The sequence below is a fragment of the Cupriavidus sp. HPC(L) genome (assembly GCF_000307735.3).
In the GTDB taxonomy this organism is placed as follows: domain Bacteria; phylum Pseudomonadota; class Gammaproteobacteria; order Burkholderiales; family Burkholderiaceae; genus Cupriavidus.
This window is the reverse complement of sequence record NZ_AMPR02000246.1, coordinates 1-16,386: the sequence shown is the minus strand read 5'-3', so window position 1 is coordinate 16,386 and position 16,386 is coordinate 1. Positions and strand designations below refer to the sequence as shown.

12 protein-coding genes are annotated in these 16,386 nt (G+C 68.0%); 9 read left to right on the top strand and 3 right to left on the bottom strand.

Features of this window, described 5'->3' with window-relative positions; all coding sequences use genetic code 11:
- The first annotated feature begins 395 nt into the window (after positions 1-395).
- The 5 genes from B551_RS14675 to B551_RS14655 all read left to right on the top strand — a co-directional run bounded on the left by B551_RS14675 (position 396) and on the right by B551_RS14655 (position 7,226).
- The gene (locus tag B551_RS14675; RefSeq protein WP_023264406.1) at positions 396-2,150 is read left to right on the top strand and encodes a thiamine pyrophosphate-binding protein; all 1,755 of its coding nucleotides are present in this window, start codon (positions 396-398) and stop codon (positions 2,148-2,150) included.
- A gap of 168 nt (positions 2,151-2,318) precedes the next feature.
- Positions 2,319-3,548 (top strand): formyl-CoA transferase, encoded by a 1,230-nt coding sequence (gene frc / locus B551_RS14670; RefSeq protein ID WP_023264405.1) that lies wholly within the window; start codon positions 2,319-2,321, stop codon positions 3,546-3,548.
- Between the two features lie 79 nt (positions 3,549-3,627).
- Positions 3,628-5,757: an acetate--CoA ligase family protein gene (locus B551_RS14665; protein WP_023264404.1), complete on the top strand. Its 2,130-nt coding sequence runs from the start codon at positions 3,628-3,630 to the stop codon at positions 5,755-5,757.
- A gap of 372 nt (positions 5,758-6,129) precedes the next feature.
- Positions 6,130-6,903 carry a fumarylacetoacetate hydrolase family protein gene (locus B551_RS14660; protein WP_006577240.1) on the top strand — a complete coding sequence of 258 codons (774 nt, stop codon included), beginning with the start codon at positions 6,130-6,132 and terminating at the stop codon, positions 6,901-6,903.
- A gap of 56 nt (positions 6,904-6,959) precedes the next feature.
- Positions 6,960-7,226 carry a hypothetical protein gene (locus B551_RS14655; RefSeq protein WP_006577239.1) on the top strand — a complete coding sequence of 89 codons (267 nt, stop codon included), beginning with the start codon at positions 6,960-6,962 and terminating at the stop codon, positions 7,224-7,226.
- 201 nt (positions 7,227-7,427) lie between these two features.
- Here the strand turns inward: B551_RS14655 and B551_RS14650 are convergent, their stop codons facing one another.
- Entirely contained in the window at positions 7,428-7,736 is a 309-nt protein-coding gene (locus B551_RS14650) for a hypothetical protein (protein ID WP_006577238.1), read from the bottom strand.
- A gap of 128 nt (positions 7,737-7,864) precedes the next feature.
- Positions 7,865-8,824 carry a LysR family transcriptional regulator gene (locus B551_RS14645; protein ID WP_006577237.1) on the bottom strand — a complete coding sequence of 320 codons (960 nt, stop codon included), beginning with the start codon at positions 8,822-8,824 and terminating at the stop codon, positions 7,865-7,867.
- Positions 8,825-9,131: 307 nt separating this feature from the next.
- On the opposite strand from B551_RS14645, the gene B551_RS14640 reads away from it, so the two are divergent.
- The 4 genes from B551_RS14640 (at position 9,132) to fdhF (ending at position 15,453) form a co-directional block, all read left to right on the top strand.
- Complete coding sequence (locus B551_RS14640) at positions 9,132-10,040, top strand: LysR family transcriptional regulator (RefSeq protein ID WP_023264403.1); 909 nt, start codon at positions 9,132-9,134, stop codon at positions 10,038-10,040.
- A gap of 129 nt (positions 10,041-10,169) precedes the next feature.
- The gene (locus tag B551_RS14635; protein WP_006577913.1) at positions 10,170-10,382 is read left to right on the top strand and encodes a hypothetical protein; all 213 of its coding nucleotides are present in this window, start codon (positions 10,170-10,172) and stop codon (positions 10,380-10,382) included.
- Between the two features lie 461 nt (positions 10,383-10,843).
- Positions 10,844-12,553 (top strand): NADH-ubiquinone oxidoreductase-F iron-sulfur binding region domain-containing protein, encoded by a 1,710-nt coding sequence (locus tag B551_RS14630; RefSeq protein ID WP_006577914.1) that lies wholly within the window; start codon positions 10,844-10,846, stop codon positions 12,551-12,553.
- Positions 12,554-12,630: 77 nt separating this feature from the next.
- On the top strand, positions 12,631-15,453 hold the full coding sequence (fdhF, locus tag B551_RS14625; RefSeq protein WP_006577915.1) for a formate dehydrogenase subunit alpha: 2,823 nt from the start codon (positions 12,631-12,633) through the stop codon (positions 15,451-15,453).
- A 17-nt stretch (positions 15,454-15,470) separates the two neighbouring features.
- On the opposite strand, the gene B551_RS14620 is transcribed toward fdhF, so the two are convergent.
- Positions 15,471-16,386, bottom strand: a 916-nt coding sequence (locus tag B551_RS14620; RefSeq protein WP_023264401.1) for an alpha/beta fold hydrolase, incomplete at its 5' end; no start/stop codon positions are given.

Below are 16,386 nucleotides of genomic sequence, written 5' to 3'. Positions count from 1 at the left end.
GCAAAGGCGGGAACCCAGCGGCTTCAGGTTCGACCGCTGGTCGAAATATGGTATGTAATATATCAACGCACAACAAGGCGAATTATCGGCCCCGCGGTACACGGAGGCCAACGAAACCAACATTGATGCAGACCGCCACTAAGCGACAGTGTTTATAGAAGTTGCGCGAATTTATCGGCAAGAAAAAGGCTGTTTTGCTGCGTTGCGTCGTCGAAATTCGCCGCCTTTCCCACATTTTCTCCTTGCCGACCTTTGATATATCACATACGGTATGTCATCAAGATCGCCCGAAACGATCGATTCGCGTCGCAAGCCGGCAGCCCTGCCGAGAAGAAGGTGAAGCGGTGCGTGCCCATACAACGGGGCCGCCCGGAGTCCAACGAGGAGACCAACACATGTCTGCAGTCGTATCGCTGCGGCCGGAATCGACGACGGCCGATGACACCCTGAAGCAGAAGAGCCGGGATGCCGGCATCGTGTCGGGCGGCCATCTGGTCGCGCGGGCGCTGAAGAACGAAGGGGTCGACACCATCTTCACGCTATGCGGCGGCCACATCATCGACATCTACGATGGCTGCGTCGACGAAGGGATCCGCATCATCGACGTGCGTCACGAACAGGTCGCGGCGCATGCGGCCGATGGCTATGCGCGCCAGACCGGCAAGCTCGGCTGCGTGGTGACGACCGCCGGCCCGGGCTGCACCAATGCCGTGACCGGCATTGCCACCGCCTTCCGCTCGGAAAGCCCGGTGCTGCATATCGGCGGGCAGGGCGCGCTGACGCAGCACAAGATGGGGTCGCTGCAGGATCTGCCGCACGTCGACATGATGGCGCCGATCACCAAGTTCGCCGCGACCATCCCGAGTACCGAACGCGTTGCCGACATGATCTCGATGGCCGCGCGCGAATGCTTCAACGGCGCGCCCGGGCCCGCCTATCTGGAGATTCCGCGCGACGTGCTCGACCGCGAAGTCGAGATTGCCCGCGCCGTGGTGCCGCGCCCCGGCCACTATCGCGCGTCGACCAAGTCGATCGGCGATCCGCGCGACATCGAGAAGCTCGCCGACATCCTGGTCAATGCCGAGCGTCCGGCCATCCTGTTCGGCCAGCAGGTGTGGACCGCGCGCGGCCACGAGGAAGCGATCGCGCTGTTGCGCGGCCTCGATATCCCGGGCTACTTCAATGGCGCCAGCCGCGGGCTGCTGCCGCCGGGCGATCCGCATCATTTCGACCGCACGCGCTCGCAGGCCTTCGCCAACGCCGATGTGCTGGTGATCGTCGGCACGCCGTTCGATTTCCGCATGGGCTACGGCAAGCGCATCAGCAAGGAGCTGACGCTGGTGCAGATCGACATGGATTACCGCACCGTCGGCAAGAACCGCGAGATCGACCTGGGCCTGGTCGGCGATCCGGGCGCGATCCTCGGCGCGGTGCTGCAGGCCGCCAGCGGCCGCATCAAGCAGGACAAGCGCCAGGCGCGCCAGAAGTGGATGGGCCAGCTGACCGAGGCCGAAGGCGTCGCCACCGAGAAGCTGATGCCGCTGTTCCTGTCGGAGAACACGCCGATCCATCCGTATCGCGTCGCCTACGAACTGAACAACTTCCTCGGCGAGGACACGATCTACATCGGCGACGGCGGCGACGTGGTCACGATCTCGGCGCAGGCGGTGCGGCCGCGCAATCCCGGCCAGTGGATGGACCCGGGCGCGCTGGGCTCGCTCGGCGTCGGCACCGGCTTCGCGATCGCCGCGGGCCTGGCCAATCCGGGCAAGGAGGTGCTGTGCTACTACGGCGACGGCTCCTTCGGCATGACGGCCTTCGACATGGAGACCGCCAACCGCTTCGGCGTGCCGTATCTGGCCGTGATCGGCAACAACTCGGCGATGAACCAGATCCGCTACGGCCAGCTGGCCAAGTACGGCGAGTCGCGCGGCAACGTCGGCAACCTGCTGTCGGACGTGCCGTTCAGCCAGTTCGCGCAGATGCTGGGCGGCTATGGCGAGGAGGTGCGTGACCCGGCCCAGATCGCCGGCGCGCTGCAGCGCGGCCGCGAGTCGATCGCCCGCACCGGCAAGTCCGCGGTGATCAATATCTGGGTCGATCCGCGCGAATACGCCCCGGGCACCAAGAACCAGACCATGTACAAGTAGCCGGCTGCCGGCCCCGGCCGACAGCGCGATCGCGGCGTGCGACACCGGATGCGGGGATCTGCGCCAGGCCCCCGCATCCGGCGGGCGGCGCACGCCCTCGCCGGCCCGGCCGCGGCCCTGGCTCCAGTGCAACGAACGATCACACCATAGAGGCGAGGAGACGACGCCATGAGCAAGGCATTGGAAGGAGTACGCATCCTGGACATGACGCACGTGCAGGCGGGGCCGTCGGCCACGCAGCTGATGGCGTGGCTGGGGGCGGACGTGATCAAGGTCGAGCTGCCCGGCCGGGGCGACATCACGCGCAGCCAGCTGCGCGATGTGCCGAACGCCGACAGCCTCTATTTCACGATGCTGAACTCCAACAAGCGCAGCCTGACGCTGAACATGAAGACGCCGGAAGGCAAGGCGCTGCTGGAGGACCTGGTCGAGCGCTGCGACGTGCTGGTCGAGAACTTCGGCCCCGGGGTGCTCGACCGCGCGGGCTTCGACTGGGACCGGCTGCGCGCGCTCAACCCGCGGCTGATCTACGCGTCGATCAAGGGCTTCGGCCCCGGGCCGTACGCCGACTGCAAGGCGTACGAGAACGTCGCGCAGTGCATGGGCGGCTCCGCCTCGACCACCGGCTTCGAGGAAGGGCCGCCGACCGTGACCGGCGCGCAGATCGGCGATTCGGGCACCGGCGTGCATTGCGTGATCGGCATCCTGGCCGCCCTGCTGCAGCGCGAGCATACCGGCAAGGGCCAGCGCGTCGAGGTCGCGATGCAGGACGCGGTGCTGAACCTGTGCCGCGTCAAGCTGCGCGACCAGCAGCGCCTGTCGGCCGGTGCGCTGCGCGAATATCCGAACAAGGAATTCGGCGACTACGTGCCGCGCGCCGGCAATGCGTCGGGCGGCGGGCAGCCGGGCGCGGCGCTGCGCTGCGCGCCGGGCGGGGCCAACGACTACGTCTACGTGATCGTGCAACCGCAGGGTTGGGAACCGCTGATGCGGCTGTGCGGGCGCGAGGACCTGATCGCGCATCCGCAGTTCGCCACGCCGGAGGCGCGCCTCAAATGCCTGCCCGAATGCTTCTCGATTATCGAGAAATGGACGCGCACGCGCACCAAGTTCGAGGTCATGGAAGCGCTCAACGAGGTCGACGTGCCGTGCGGCCCGATCCTGTCGATGAAGGATCTGATCGAGGACCGCTCGCTGTACGAGCGCGGCTATCTGGTCGAGGTCGATCATCCGCAGCGCGGCCGCTATGTGCAGCTGGGCTGTCCGATCAACCTGTCGGAATCGCCGGTCCAGGTCGATCGCTCGCCGCTGCTGGGCGAGCACACCACCGAGATCCTCGAATGGCTGGGCCGCACGCCCGCGCAGATCGAGGCGCTGCGCGCGGCCGGCGCGGTCTGACGCCGCCTTGCCCTGGGCGGCCCGGCGCCGCCCTTCGTTCGCAAACTCCGCTGCAACCATGACCCAATGGAGGTCTGACATGGCGTATGACAAGGACGCGGTGCGCAATATTCTCGCCACCGCCAAGGAACAGGGACGCACCGCGCTGACCGCGCCCGAAGGCAAGCTGGTCTGCGATGCCTATGGCATTGCCGTGCCGGGCGAAGGCCTGGCGACGTCGCCGGCCGAGGCGGTCGAGCTCGCCGGCCGCATCGGCTTTCCGGTGGTGATGAAGATCGTGTCGCCCGACATCCTGCACAAGACCGAGGCCGGCGGCGTGCTGGTCGGCCTGGACAGCCAGCAGAAAGTCGAGGAGGGCTACCGCACCATTCTCGATAATGCGAAGCGCTACAACGCCAAGGCGGACATCGTCGGCGTGCAGGTGCAGAAGATGATCGGCGGCGGGCAGGAGGTGATCATCGGCGCGGTCACCGATCCGTCGTTCGGCAAGCTGGTGGCGTTCGGCCTCGGCGGCGTGCTGGTCGAGGTGCTCAAGGACATCACGTTCCGCATGGCGCCGGCGAGCGAGCAGGACGCGCTCGGCATGCTCGACGGCATTGCGGCCGCCCAGGTGCTCAAGGGCGTGCGCGGCGCCGAACCCGTCGATCGCGCGGCGCTGGCCAGCATGATCCAGCGCGTGTCGCAGCTGGTGACCGACTTCCCCGAGATCGCCGAGCTGGACCTGAACCCGGTGTTCGCGAGCCCGAGCGGCGCGATCGCGGCCGACGTGCGCATCGTGCTGGACCACGCGCCGCAGCCGCAGCGCTATCGCCCGACGCAGGAGCAGATCGTCGCGCAGATGAACCGCATCATGCGTCCGGACACCGTCGCGGTGATCGGCGCCTCGTCCGAGGATGGCAAGATCGGCAACTCGGTGATGAAGAACCTGATCAACGGCGGCTACCAGGGCAAGATCTATCCGATCCACCCGAAGGCCGAAGAGATCATGGGCATGACCGCGTACAAGAGCGTGCTCGACGTACCCGGCGAGATCGACGTGGCGGTGTTCGCGATCCCTGCCAAGCTGGTGGCGCAGGCGCTGGAGGAGGTCGGCCGCAAGGGCATTCCCGGCGCCGTGCTGATTCCGTCCGGCTTTGCCGAGACCGGCAATGTCGAAGGGCAGGAGGAGATCGTCGCGATCGCGCGCAAGCACAACATCCGGTTGATGGGGCCGAACATCTACGGCTTCTACTACACGCCGAAGAACCTGTGCGCGACGTTTTGCACGCCTTATGACGTCAAGGGCAAGGCCGCGCTGTCCTCGCAATCGGGCGGCATCGGCATGGCCATCATCGGCTTCTCGCGCTCGGCCAGGATGGGCGTGTCCGCCATCGTGGGCCTGGGCAACAAGTCCGACATCGACGAAGACGATCTGCTGACCTTCTTCGAGCAGGATGACGAGACCGAGATCATCGCGCAGCATTGCGAGGACCTGAAGGACGGACGAGCGTTTGCCGAGGCGGCACGCCGCGTGTCGAAGGTCAAGCCGGTGGTGGTGCTCAAGGCCGGCCGCACCAGCCTGGGCGCGCGCGCGGCGAGCTCGCACACCGGCGCGCTGGCCGGCGACGACCGCATCTACGAGGACGTCTTCAAGCAATGCGGCGTGATCCGCGCCCGCTCGCTGCGCGACCTGCTCGAGTTCGCGCGCGGCATTCCGAAGCTGCCGACGCCGAAGGGCGAGAACGTGGTGATCATCACCGGCGCCGGTGGCTCGGGCGTGCTGCTGTCCGATGCCTGCGTCGACAACGGGCTGTCGCTGATGACGATGCCGGAGGACCTGGACGCGGCCTTCCGCAAGTTCATCCCGCCGTTCGGCGCGGCCGGCAATCCGGTCGACATCACCGGTGGCGAGCCCCCGACCACCTATCGCAACACGATCAAGCTGGGGCTGGAGGATCCACGCATCCACGCGATCATCCTGGGCTACTGGCACACGATCATCACGCCGCCGATGGTGTTCGCCAAGCTGGTGGTCGAGGTCAAGGAGGAGATGGCGGCCAAGGGCATCGAAAAGCCGATCGTCGCCTCGCTGGCCGGCGACGTGCAGGTCGAGGAAGCCGCCGAATACCTGTACCAGCATGGCGTGCCGGCCTACGCGTACTCGACCGAGATCCCGGTCGCGGTGCTCGGCGCGAAGTACAAGTGGGCGCGCGGCGCGGGCAAGATCTGACTCTGCGGCGAAGGGGGAGAGCGGCGGCGTTGGGAGGCGCCGCTTGCCCTCTCCCCCGGCCCCTCTCCCGCAATGGCGGGAGAGGGGAGAGCGTCAGGCGAGAGCTGATGGCATTTCCCGATCCCCCCGTTTTTCTCCCCTCTCCGACCTGCGGGAGAGAGGGAGCGCCGGGCGAGGGCTGATGGCATTTGTCGATTCCCTCGATTCTCTCCCCTCTCCGACCTGCGGGAGAGGGGGGAGCGCCGGGCGAGAGCTGATGGCATTTGTCGATTCCCTCGGTTCTCTTCCCTCTCCCGCGCGCCGGAGAGGGGCGGGGGAGAGGGCAGCGCCCCGACACCGCCCATAAAAAACCACCCGCCACAGGAGACCCCCATGCAAACCTGGATTCGCTTCGACGCCGGCGATGGCCGGTCACGGATGGGCCGGCTCGATGGCGAGCGGGTGTTCGAATACGACGGCCCCGGCTATGCGTCGCCGAACCCCACCGGCGTTTCATTCCCGCGCAACGAGGTGAGCCTGCTCGCGCCATGCGAGCCGTCCAAGATCGTCGCGCTGTGGAACAACTTCCGCGCGCTGGCGCAGAAGCTGGGCAAGCCCGAGCCGGAGCATCCGCTGTTCCTGATCAAGCCTGGCACCTCGTTGGCCGGCCCCGGCGACACCATCGCGCGGCCGGTCGGCTATGCCGGCAAGATCGTGTTCGAGGGCGAGCTCGGCATCGTGATCGGACGGGTCTGCCGCGATGTGCCGGTCGCCGATGCCGCCTCGCATATCTTCGGCTATACGGTCGTCAATGATGTCACCGCGGCCGACCTGATCGCCGAGGATCCGAATTTCGCGCAATGGTGCCGCGCCAAGGGCTTCGATACCTTCGGCTGCCTGGGGCCCGCCATCGTCACGGGCTTCGACTGGCGCGACGCCAGCGTGGTCACGCGGCTCGACGGCGCCGAGCGCCAGCGTTATCCGCTGTCGGACATGATCTTCACGCCCGAGCAGATCGTCAGCCGCCTGTCGCGCGACATGACGCTGATGCCGGGCGACGTGATCGCCTGCGGCACCTCGCTCGGCGTGGGATCGATGAAGGCCGGCGCGGTCGTCGAGGTGCGCATCGAAGGCATCGGCGCGCTGGTCAATCCGGTCGGCGGCTAGCCCGCGCGGCGACGCGCCGCCGGCCTTGTTCCCGATGGTCGCGATGGAGGCCCGCCATGACGGACCCTCAAGAACTGGCTTATCTGCTCGCCTGCGCGTCGATGGTGGCCGGCCTGGCCGGCTACCGTCACGCCGGTGCAGCCGCGCTGCACGCGGGTTGCCTCGGCGGCATCGTGCTGGCCATCTCTGCCGCCTGGCTGTCCGGCGGCAATGGTCCGATGGTGGTGCTGGCGGGATTGGCGCTGGCCGCGGTCGCGGCAGCGGGGATCGCGATCGGCGCGCGCAGCGGTGTGCGCGGCGCGCGCTCTTCCGAAGCGAAGTAGTTCCTCGAAGTCGTTCGATCGAAGTCGTTCGTCGAAGTCATTCGTCGAAGTCATTCGTCGAAGTCGTTCGTCGAAGTCGACCGTCGAAGTCGTTCGATACAAGCACGTCGTCCCCGCGCAGGCGGGGACCCAGTGGCTTTCATTCAACGACGCTGGGTTCTGCGTGCGCGGGAACGAGGTGGTAGTTCGCGAAGCGGCGATTCAGCTGACGCGCCGGCCCATCGCGTCCAGATACCCGTTCTTCTTCTCCAGGATCAGCTGGCTCAGGAACGGCGCGTCGTAGGCGGTCAGCAGATGCGCGTGATAGGTCTCGATGTAGTGCGCGATCTGCGTGCGCTCGCAATCGACCACGCCGCACAGCCAGCGGTACATCGCCTCGTCCCAATGAAAGGGCAGCTCCAGTTCGACGAAGGCCGAGTTGTAGGCGGCGAGCTGCGCCTGTACCGGAATCTGGGGGTCCGCGGCCGTGGTGGTGACGTCGTTCTGCCGTTCGATCTGCGCTTGTTCCATGTCGCTCTCCTTGTGCCGGTGCGGTGGGACATGCAGGCAGCATAGGGGGCGCGAACGATTAACAACAATTGAAGTTGATCGGCAAAACCATAAGCCATCGTTTATGGATGGGCCAGCCGAAGGTAGGGTCAGCCGCGGGCCGCTGCCGCGCCCTTGCCGCGGATCAGTCCGGCGACCGCGGTGATCCGATCGATCTGCGCCGCGCCTTCGCTGAGCAGGAAATGCTTGAACGCCAGCGCGACCGGCGGCAGCCGCTTGTTCTTGCGATGGACCACGTACCAGTTCAGCATCACCGGGAACCCTTCGACGTCGAGCACCGCCAGATGGCCGGTACGCAGTTCCAGTGCCACCGTGTGGGCGGACAGGAAGGCGATGCCCATATTGGCGATCACGGCCTGCTTGATCGTCTCGGTGCTCTTGATCTCCATCGTGATGCGCAGGTTCTGCAGCCGCGCCGCGAACCCTTCCTGCATCGAGTTCCAGGTGTCCGAACCCTTCTCGCGGCAGATGAAGGCCTCGTCGGCCAGCGCGGACAGCGGCACGTTGCGCTTGCCGACCAGCGGATGGTCCGGCGCGGCGACGATCACGTAGGGGTGAGGCGCGAACGATTCGTTGACGGTATCCATCCCCGCCGGCGGGCGCACCATCACGGCGAGGTCGGTCAGGTTGCCGGCCAGCTGGTGCAGCAGTTCCTCGCGGTTGTGCACCGCCAGGTTCAGCGTGACGCCGGGGTGTCGCCGCATGAATTCGGCAATCACGCGCGGGAAGAAGTAGTCGCCGGCGCTGATCACCGCGATATTGAGCCGGCCTCCCGCGATGCCGCTCAACTGCGCCATCGCATCCTCGGCCTCGCGGAACTGCTGGATGATGCTGCGGCTGTAGTGCAGCATCTCGGTGCCGGCGGGGGTCAGGTAGATCTTCTTGCCGAGCTGCTCGAACAGCGGCAGGCCGACATGGTTCTCCAGCTGCCGCACCTGCGTCGACACCGCGGGCTGGGTCAGGTGCAGCTCCTCGGCCGCGCGCGAAAAGCTCAGGTGACGGGCCACCGTTTCGAAGACCTTGAGCTGGCGCAGCGTGGCGTTTTTCATGGCGGCCTCTTCGGTCGACGCGGCGCTTGCTGCGGCGCGTGATCGGGATCGTTTCGCTGCGGTGCACGCTTCGTGCATTGCGACAGCGCCGCCGATCCATAGACGGTCGTCAATGATCTTAATAAAAAAGTTAAGGCGTCGTGGATAGTCGTTTGCACTAGCATCGAAGGACCCGTCGGCGTCCGCGCAGCCCTGCCGGACGACCATGGCGACATAAGAAAGCACAGCGCTGCCCCGTCAGTCCCACGCTGGCGGCACCGGCAGCGGCCGCGCGCCCACGAGGCAGGCGGTGCCAGAGGAGACCACGATGAATGTCTCGCTTCCGCAGTTGAAGGCCTTCGCCGCCGTCGCGCGGCATCGCAGTTTCACCCGTGCCGCCGCCGAACTGGGACTGACGCAATCGGCCGTCAGCCGCAGCGTGCGCGAGCTGGAGGAGGAGATCGACCTGCGCCTGTTCGACCGCACCACGCGCCAGGTCGAGCTGACCGAGGCCGGCACGCTGCTGTCCGAACGCATCTGCCATCTGATCGACGAGGTCGAACAGACCTTGCACGAGACGCACTCGAGCGCGCGGCCCGCGCATGGGCGCGTGCAGCTGGCCGTGGCGCCGATGCTGTCGTCGATGCTGGCGCCCGCCTGGCTGCAGGCCTGCCAGAGCGCGTGGCCGGACATCGATATCGTGCTGCGCGATGTCGGCCCCGAGGCGGCGCTGCATGCGGTGCGCGGCGGCGAGGTCGATTTCGCGGTGGTCAGCGATCCGGAGCCTTGCGCCGAGCTGCAGTTCGACCCGCTGTACGAGGAGACCTTCCATGCGGTGCTGCCGACCGGCCATCCGCTGGCATCGCGCGAGGCGCTGGGTTGGGGCGATCTGAACGATGCGCAGCTGTTCGGGCTGGATCGCCAGTCGGGCATGCTGGGGGCGATCGAGCGCGCCATGGCCGCCTACCACGTGCGCCCGCGGGTCTATCGGCCCCTGGGCCATTTCTGCGCGGTGCTCGGCATGGTGGCGCGGCGGCAGGGATTGGGCGTGGTGCCGTCGCGCGCCCGCGCGGCCGGCGTTCCGCCCGGCGTGGTGCTGCTGCCGCTGCGGCCGCATGCCGCCATGCAGGTCGTGCTGGTGCGCCGCAAGGGACGGTCGCTGAAGCCGAACGCCGCGGCCATCTGGCGCGTGATTACCGAGCAGGAGGGCCCGGATGTGGCGTTGAAGACCGGCTAAGTTGGGGCCTGTGGCGCGGGAACGACAGAACAGGGCGTTTATTGATATATCACATACAGAATATTTACTTCTGGTGCGTTGCACCATATACTGGGCATTCCTTGATTGATGTCTTATCGGAGTGTCCTGATGCAAACCACCCTGTTGACCCTGCTGTCGCTTGGCCTGTTCTCTCTCGGCGTGTCCGCCACCGTGCTGCTCGCGACCTCTCTGCCCGCCCCGGCGCTGCTTCGCGCCCAGGCGCATGGCCGCCTGGCCGGATTCGGTAGCGCGCCCCGCGAGGAGGACGCCACCGAGGACTCGCACAAGGCCGCCGGCCAGTTCGTGCTGACTCATGCCTGATCGCAAGTTCGCTGGCCATGCCCCGGTCGTCTCTCGCGGCCATAGCGACGGACGAACCCGCCCGTGGCCAGCGGCTTCGCAGTCGCGCGTTCCCTCGTCGTTCCCCCCTCCTTTTCTCTCTTTTCCCCTCTCTTCCTCTCCGCCGCAGGGCGTCATTGCGCGGCAGTCCGCCGTCTCTTGAGTCGACAGCCATGGATGGACAAGCGAAAACGCCTTGACCATTTTGATATATCACATACCGTATAACACTAGCGGACGTTGACGACGCATCTGGCGACTGGATGCATGGAGACCGTGAAACGTCCGCGAGTCGATTTGACGCGAGGCAGTGACCCAGGGCAGTGCCGGCGGAGAAGCGGGAGCGTCGTCTGCAAGTTGGCACGGCCGATGGCGCTATCATCGACCGGCGGCGTCCCCCCGCGGCGCTCTCCAGGCATCCACGACAACGAACAGAGATGGCCATGAACCATGTCGTAATCCCCATTCCGGTCGAGAGCATCGGCCGCCAGCGCAAGCGCCGCCAACCGAAGGGGCGGCAGGTCGACCCCGCCGCGCTCGCCGAAGTCCGCGCCTTGCTCGGCGAAGCGCCGCGCCGGCGCGATCTGCTGATCGAACATCTGCATGCGATCAACGACCGCTATGGACAACTGGCCGCGCCGCATCTGGCCGCGCTGGCGGCCGAGATGAAGATGTCGCAGGCCGAGGTCTACGAGGTCGCGACCTTCTATCACCACTTCGACGTCGTGCGCGAGGATGCCGACGGCGCGATCGCGCCGCCGCCCGCGCTGACCGTGCGCGTCTGCGAGGGCATCGCCTGCGAGATGGCCGGCGCGCAGTCGCTGCTCGACAGATTGCCGGCGCTGCTCGGCACCGACGTGCGCGTGGTCGCCGCCCCTTGCATCGGCCGCTGCGAGCGGGCGCCGGCGGCGCTGGTCGGACAGAATCCGGTCGATGTGGCGAGCGCCGAGGCGATCGCCGAACGTGTCGCCGCGGGGGCGGTGCGCCACGAGCCAGAGCCGTACGTCGACTACCTGGCCTATCGTGAGCAGGGCGGTTACCGGACGCTGCGTGCGGTGGCCGAAGGCGCGCTGTCCGCCGACGATGCGATCGCGACGATGGAGCACGCGGGACTGCGCGGGCTGGGCGGCGCCGGTTTTCCGGCCGGCCGCAAATGGCGCATCGTGCGGGCCGAGGCGGGACCGCGAATGATGGCCGTCAATATCGACGAAGGTGAGCCGGGCACCTTCAAGGACCGCTTCTATCTGGAACGCGATCCGCATCGCTTCCTCGAAGGCATGCTGATCGCCGCGCAGGTCGTGCAGATCGATGCGATCTATATCTACCTGCGCGACGAGTATGCCGGCTGCCGCGCGCTGCTGACCGAGGAACTGCGGCGGCTGCGCGAGGACCCGCCGTGCGCCGCTCTGCCGCCGATCGAATTGCGGCGCGGCGCCGGCGCCTATATCTGCGGCGAAGAGTCCGCGATGATCGAATCGATCGAAGGCAAGCGCGGCTGGCCGCGGCTGCGGCCGCCCTATGTGGCGCAGGTCGGCCTGTTCGGCCGGCCGACGCTGGAGCACAACTTCGAGACGCTGTACTGGGTGCGCGACATCCTGGAGCGCGGCGCGGATTGGTTCGCGGGGCAGGGCCGGCATGGACGCAAGGGACTGCGCTCGTTCTCGGTGTCGGGCCGCGTCAACAAGCCGGGCGTGCATCTGGCACCGGCCGGCATCACGATCACGGAGCTGATCGGCGAGTACTGCGGCGGCATGCTCGATGGCCATCGTTTCTACGGCTATCTGCCGGGCGGCGCGTCGGGCGGCATCCTGCCCGCGTCGATGGGCGATATCCCGCTGGACTTCGACACGCTGCAGCCGCATGGCTGCTTCATCGGCTCGGCGGCGGTGGTGGTGCTGTCGGACCATGACCGCGCCGTCGACGTGGCGCGCAACCTGATGCACTTCTTCGCGCACGAGTCCTGCGGCCAATGCACGCCCTGCCGCGTCGGCACGGCCAAGGCCGTGCAGCTGATCGCGCAGCCTCAGTGGGACCGCGAGGCGCTGGCCGACCTGTCCGCGGTGATGCGCGATGCGTCGATCTGCGGCCTGGGCCAGGCCGCGCCCAATCCGATCGACTGCGTGATCCGCTATTTCCCGCACGAGCTGGCCTGAGCCCCGCAAAGCGGAAAGACACCGAAAGACGCCGAAAGACGCTGAAAGACGCCGCACGACAGAACCACGAGACCGCCATGAATGCATTGACCCGCGCCGAGCGCGCCCTCGTCCAGGCCTCCGATCCGGCCTCGGTCGCCTTCCAGCTGAACGGCCGCGAGGTGGTGGCCGCGCCCGGAGAAACGCTGCTGCAGGTGGCGAAGCGCGAGGGCGTCGAGATCCCGCACCTGTGCTACAAGGACGGCCTCGAGCCGGCCGGCAACTGCCGCGCCTGCATGGTCGAGATCGACGGCGAGCGCGTGCTGGCGCCGTCGTGCTGCCGGCAGCCGGCCAACGGCATGAAGGTGCAGACCGATTCGCCGCGCGCGCGCAAGGCGCAGGGCATGGTGCTCGAGCTGCTGCAATCGGACATGCCCGAGACCGCGTACACGCGCGACAGCGAGCTGGACCGCTGGTCTGCCCGGCTCGAGATCGGCAAGCCGCGCTTTGCGCCGCGCGCGCCCGTGGCGCCCGATCTGTCGCATCCGGCCATCGCGGTCAACCTCGACGCCTGCATCCAGTGCACGCGCTGCCTGCGCGCCTGCCGCGACGAGCAGGCCAACGACGTGATCGGCATCGCGCTGCGCGGCGCCGACGCGAAGATCGTGTTCGACATGGACGACCCGATGGGCGCGTCGACCTGCGTGGCCTGCGGGGAATGCGTGCAGGCCTGCCCGACCGGCGCGCTGATGCCGGCGCGCGCCGCCGCGCTGGCGGTGCCGGACAAGCAGGTGCAATCGGTCTGCCCGTACTGCGGTGTCGGCTGCCAGCTGACCTATCACGTCAAGGACAACCGCATCCAGTACGTCGAGGGGCGCGATGGTCCGGCCAATCACGCGCGGCTCTGCGTCAAGGGCCGCTACGGCTTCGACTATGCCGCGCATCCGCATCGGCTGACGGTGCCGCTGGTGCGCCGCGAGGGCGTGCCCAAGCGCGGCGATGCGGTGATGGATCCCGAGCGCGTGATGGAGGTGTTCCGCGAGGCGACGTGGGAAGAGGCGCTGGCGCTGGCCGGCGGCGGCCTCGCGCGCATTCGCGATACCCACGGCAAGCGCGCGCTGGCCGGCTTCGGCTCGGCCAAGGGCAGCAACGAGGAGGCCTATCTGTTCCAGAAGCTGGTGCGGACCGGCTTCGGCAGCAATAACGTCGACCATTGCACGCGGCTGTGCCATGCGTCGTCGGTGGCGGCGCTGCTGGAAGGGATCGGCTCGGGGGCGGTGTCCAACCCGGTGATCGACGTCGGCAAGGCCGAGGTGGTGATCCTGATCGGCGCCAACCCGACCGTCAATCATCCGGTCGCGGCGAGCTGGATCAAGAACGCGGTGCGCAACGGCACCAAGCTGATCGTCGCCGATCCGCGCCGCTCGGACCTGGCGCGCTTCGCCTATCGCTTCCTGCAGTTCCAGCCGGATACCGACGTCGCGCTGCTCAACGCGATGATGCATGTGATCGTCACCGAGGGGCTGGTCGATCGCGACTTCATCGACAGCCGCACGATCGGCTACGACGAGCTCGAACGCAATGTCGCCGCCTACAGCCCCGAGGCGATGGCGCCGATCTGCGGCATCGACGCGGAGACGATCCGCCATGTCGCGCGGCTCTACGCGACCGCCGGCAGCGCGATGATCCTGTGGGGCATGGGCGTGTCGCAGCACGTGCACGGCACCGACAACGCGCGCTGCCTGATCGCGCTGGCGCTGATGACCGGCCAGATCGGCCGGCCCGGCACCGGCCTGCATCCGCTGCGCGGCCAGAACAATGTGCAGGGCGCCTCGGACGCCGGGCTGATCCCGATGATGTATCCGGACTACCGCCGCGTCGACGATGCCGACGCCGCCGCGCGCTTCGAGGCGCTGTGGGGTACGCCGCTCGATCGCCAGCCGGGTTTGACGGTGGTCGAGGTGATGCAGGCGATCGAGCGCGGCGAGGTCCGCGGCATGTACATCATGGGCGAGAACCCGGCGATGTCGGACCCCGACGCGCAGCATGCGCGCGAGGCGCTGGCCGCGCTCGATCATCTGGTGGTGCAGGACATCTTCCTGACCGAGACCGCCTACCTCGCCGACGTGGTGCTGCCGGCCTCGGCCTTCCCCGAGAAGACCGGCACCTTCACCAATACCGACCGCATCGTGCAGCTGGGCCGGCAGGCGATCGATCCGCCGGGACAGGCGCGCCAGGATCTTTGGATCATCCAGCAGATGGCCGCGCAGCTCGGCCTGGACTGGCGCTACGACGGCGTGGCCGACGTGTTCGACGAAATGCGGCTGGCCATGCCGAGCATCGCGGGAATCAGCTGGGAGCGGCTGCAGCGTGAGCACGCGGTGACCTACCCGTGCCGCGCCGAAGGCGATGCCGGCGAGCCGGTGATCTTTACCGACAGCTTCCCGACGCCAAGCGGGCGCGCCCGCTTCGTGCCGGCCGATATCGTGCCGGCGGCGGAACGGCCGGACCACGACTATCCGTTCGTGCTGATCACCGGACGCCAGCTCGAACACTGGCATACCGGCAGCATGACGCGAAGGGCAGGGGTGCTCGATGCGCTCGAGCCGGATCCGACCGCGCTGGTCCATCCGCTGGACCTGGCGCAGTGGGGCGGCAAGCCGGGCGACATCATCACGCTGGCGTCACGCCGCGGCGAGGTCGCGCTGTACGCGCGCGCCGACGAGGGCACGCCGCGCGGCGCGGTGTTCGTGCCGTTCTGCTACTACGAGGCGGCGATCAACAAGCTGACCAATTCCGCGCTCGATCCGTTCGGCAAGATCCCCGAGTTCAAGTACTGCGCGATTCGGGTGACGCTGGGCGGCACGCCGCCGGTGCAGTCCAGCTATGGGGGCGGACAGATCCTGGCGCGGGCGGGATAGGCCGCTGACGCGCCGAATTATCGAACCAGCCCGAGATCGCCGGCCCGCAACGGCGCGTGCAGCGTCCGCTCGGTATGCAGCGGCGCTACCATGGGCGTGCGCGTGCCGCGCGACGACAGGCGCTGCGCGAGGAATGTCACCACCTGCTCGATCACGCCGGCATCGCGCAGGATGCGCCGATGGCCCAGGCCCTCGGTGGTCAGCAGCGTCGCGCCGGGCCACGCGCCGGCTATTGCCGCGCCATCCTCCCAGCGCACCTCCTTGTCGTGGCGATCGTGGACGACCAGCGTCGGCGGCACCGGCCGGCAGCGGCCGATGTCGGGCACGTTGAAGTCTCCCCACGGCATGCCGAGCCACTGTTCGCTGTTGCGCTGGACGCGTGCCAGCACCGCTGGCGCCACGCCCAACTGCCAGGCCAGCGTGGCCGAGGCATGGCGCATGTCGGCCGGCGCGCCGATCAGCACCGCGGCGCCGGCGGGCAATCCTTCCCGCAGCGCCAGTGCCGCCGCGGCGGAGCCCAGCGAGTGCGCCACCACCGCCTGGATCGGCCCGGCGTGCCACGCGGCCGCCAGCAGTGCACGGGACATCTCGATCAGCGAGCTTTGGCCCGGCCCTAGTGCACCGGCATCGGAGGCGCCATGCGACAGCGCGTCGAAGGCGACCACGCGGTGACCGGCGGCAAGCAGCGCGGGCACCAGCGTCTGCCAGTGCGCGGCGTTGCCGCCCCAGCCATGCGCCAGGAGCACCGCCGGACCTTCGCCATGCCAGCGGTAGATGCGCACGCGGCGCGTCGCGCCGCCGCCGGTCACCAGCGCCCAGTCGGCGCGCGCGCCGGCAAGGAAGGCCTGGCCGGCGGCATCGATATTCGCTTCCGGCACGCCGAACCACGCGCGCTCGAAGGCGCGCGCCGTCTGCTCGGGAAACAGCGCCGAC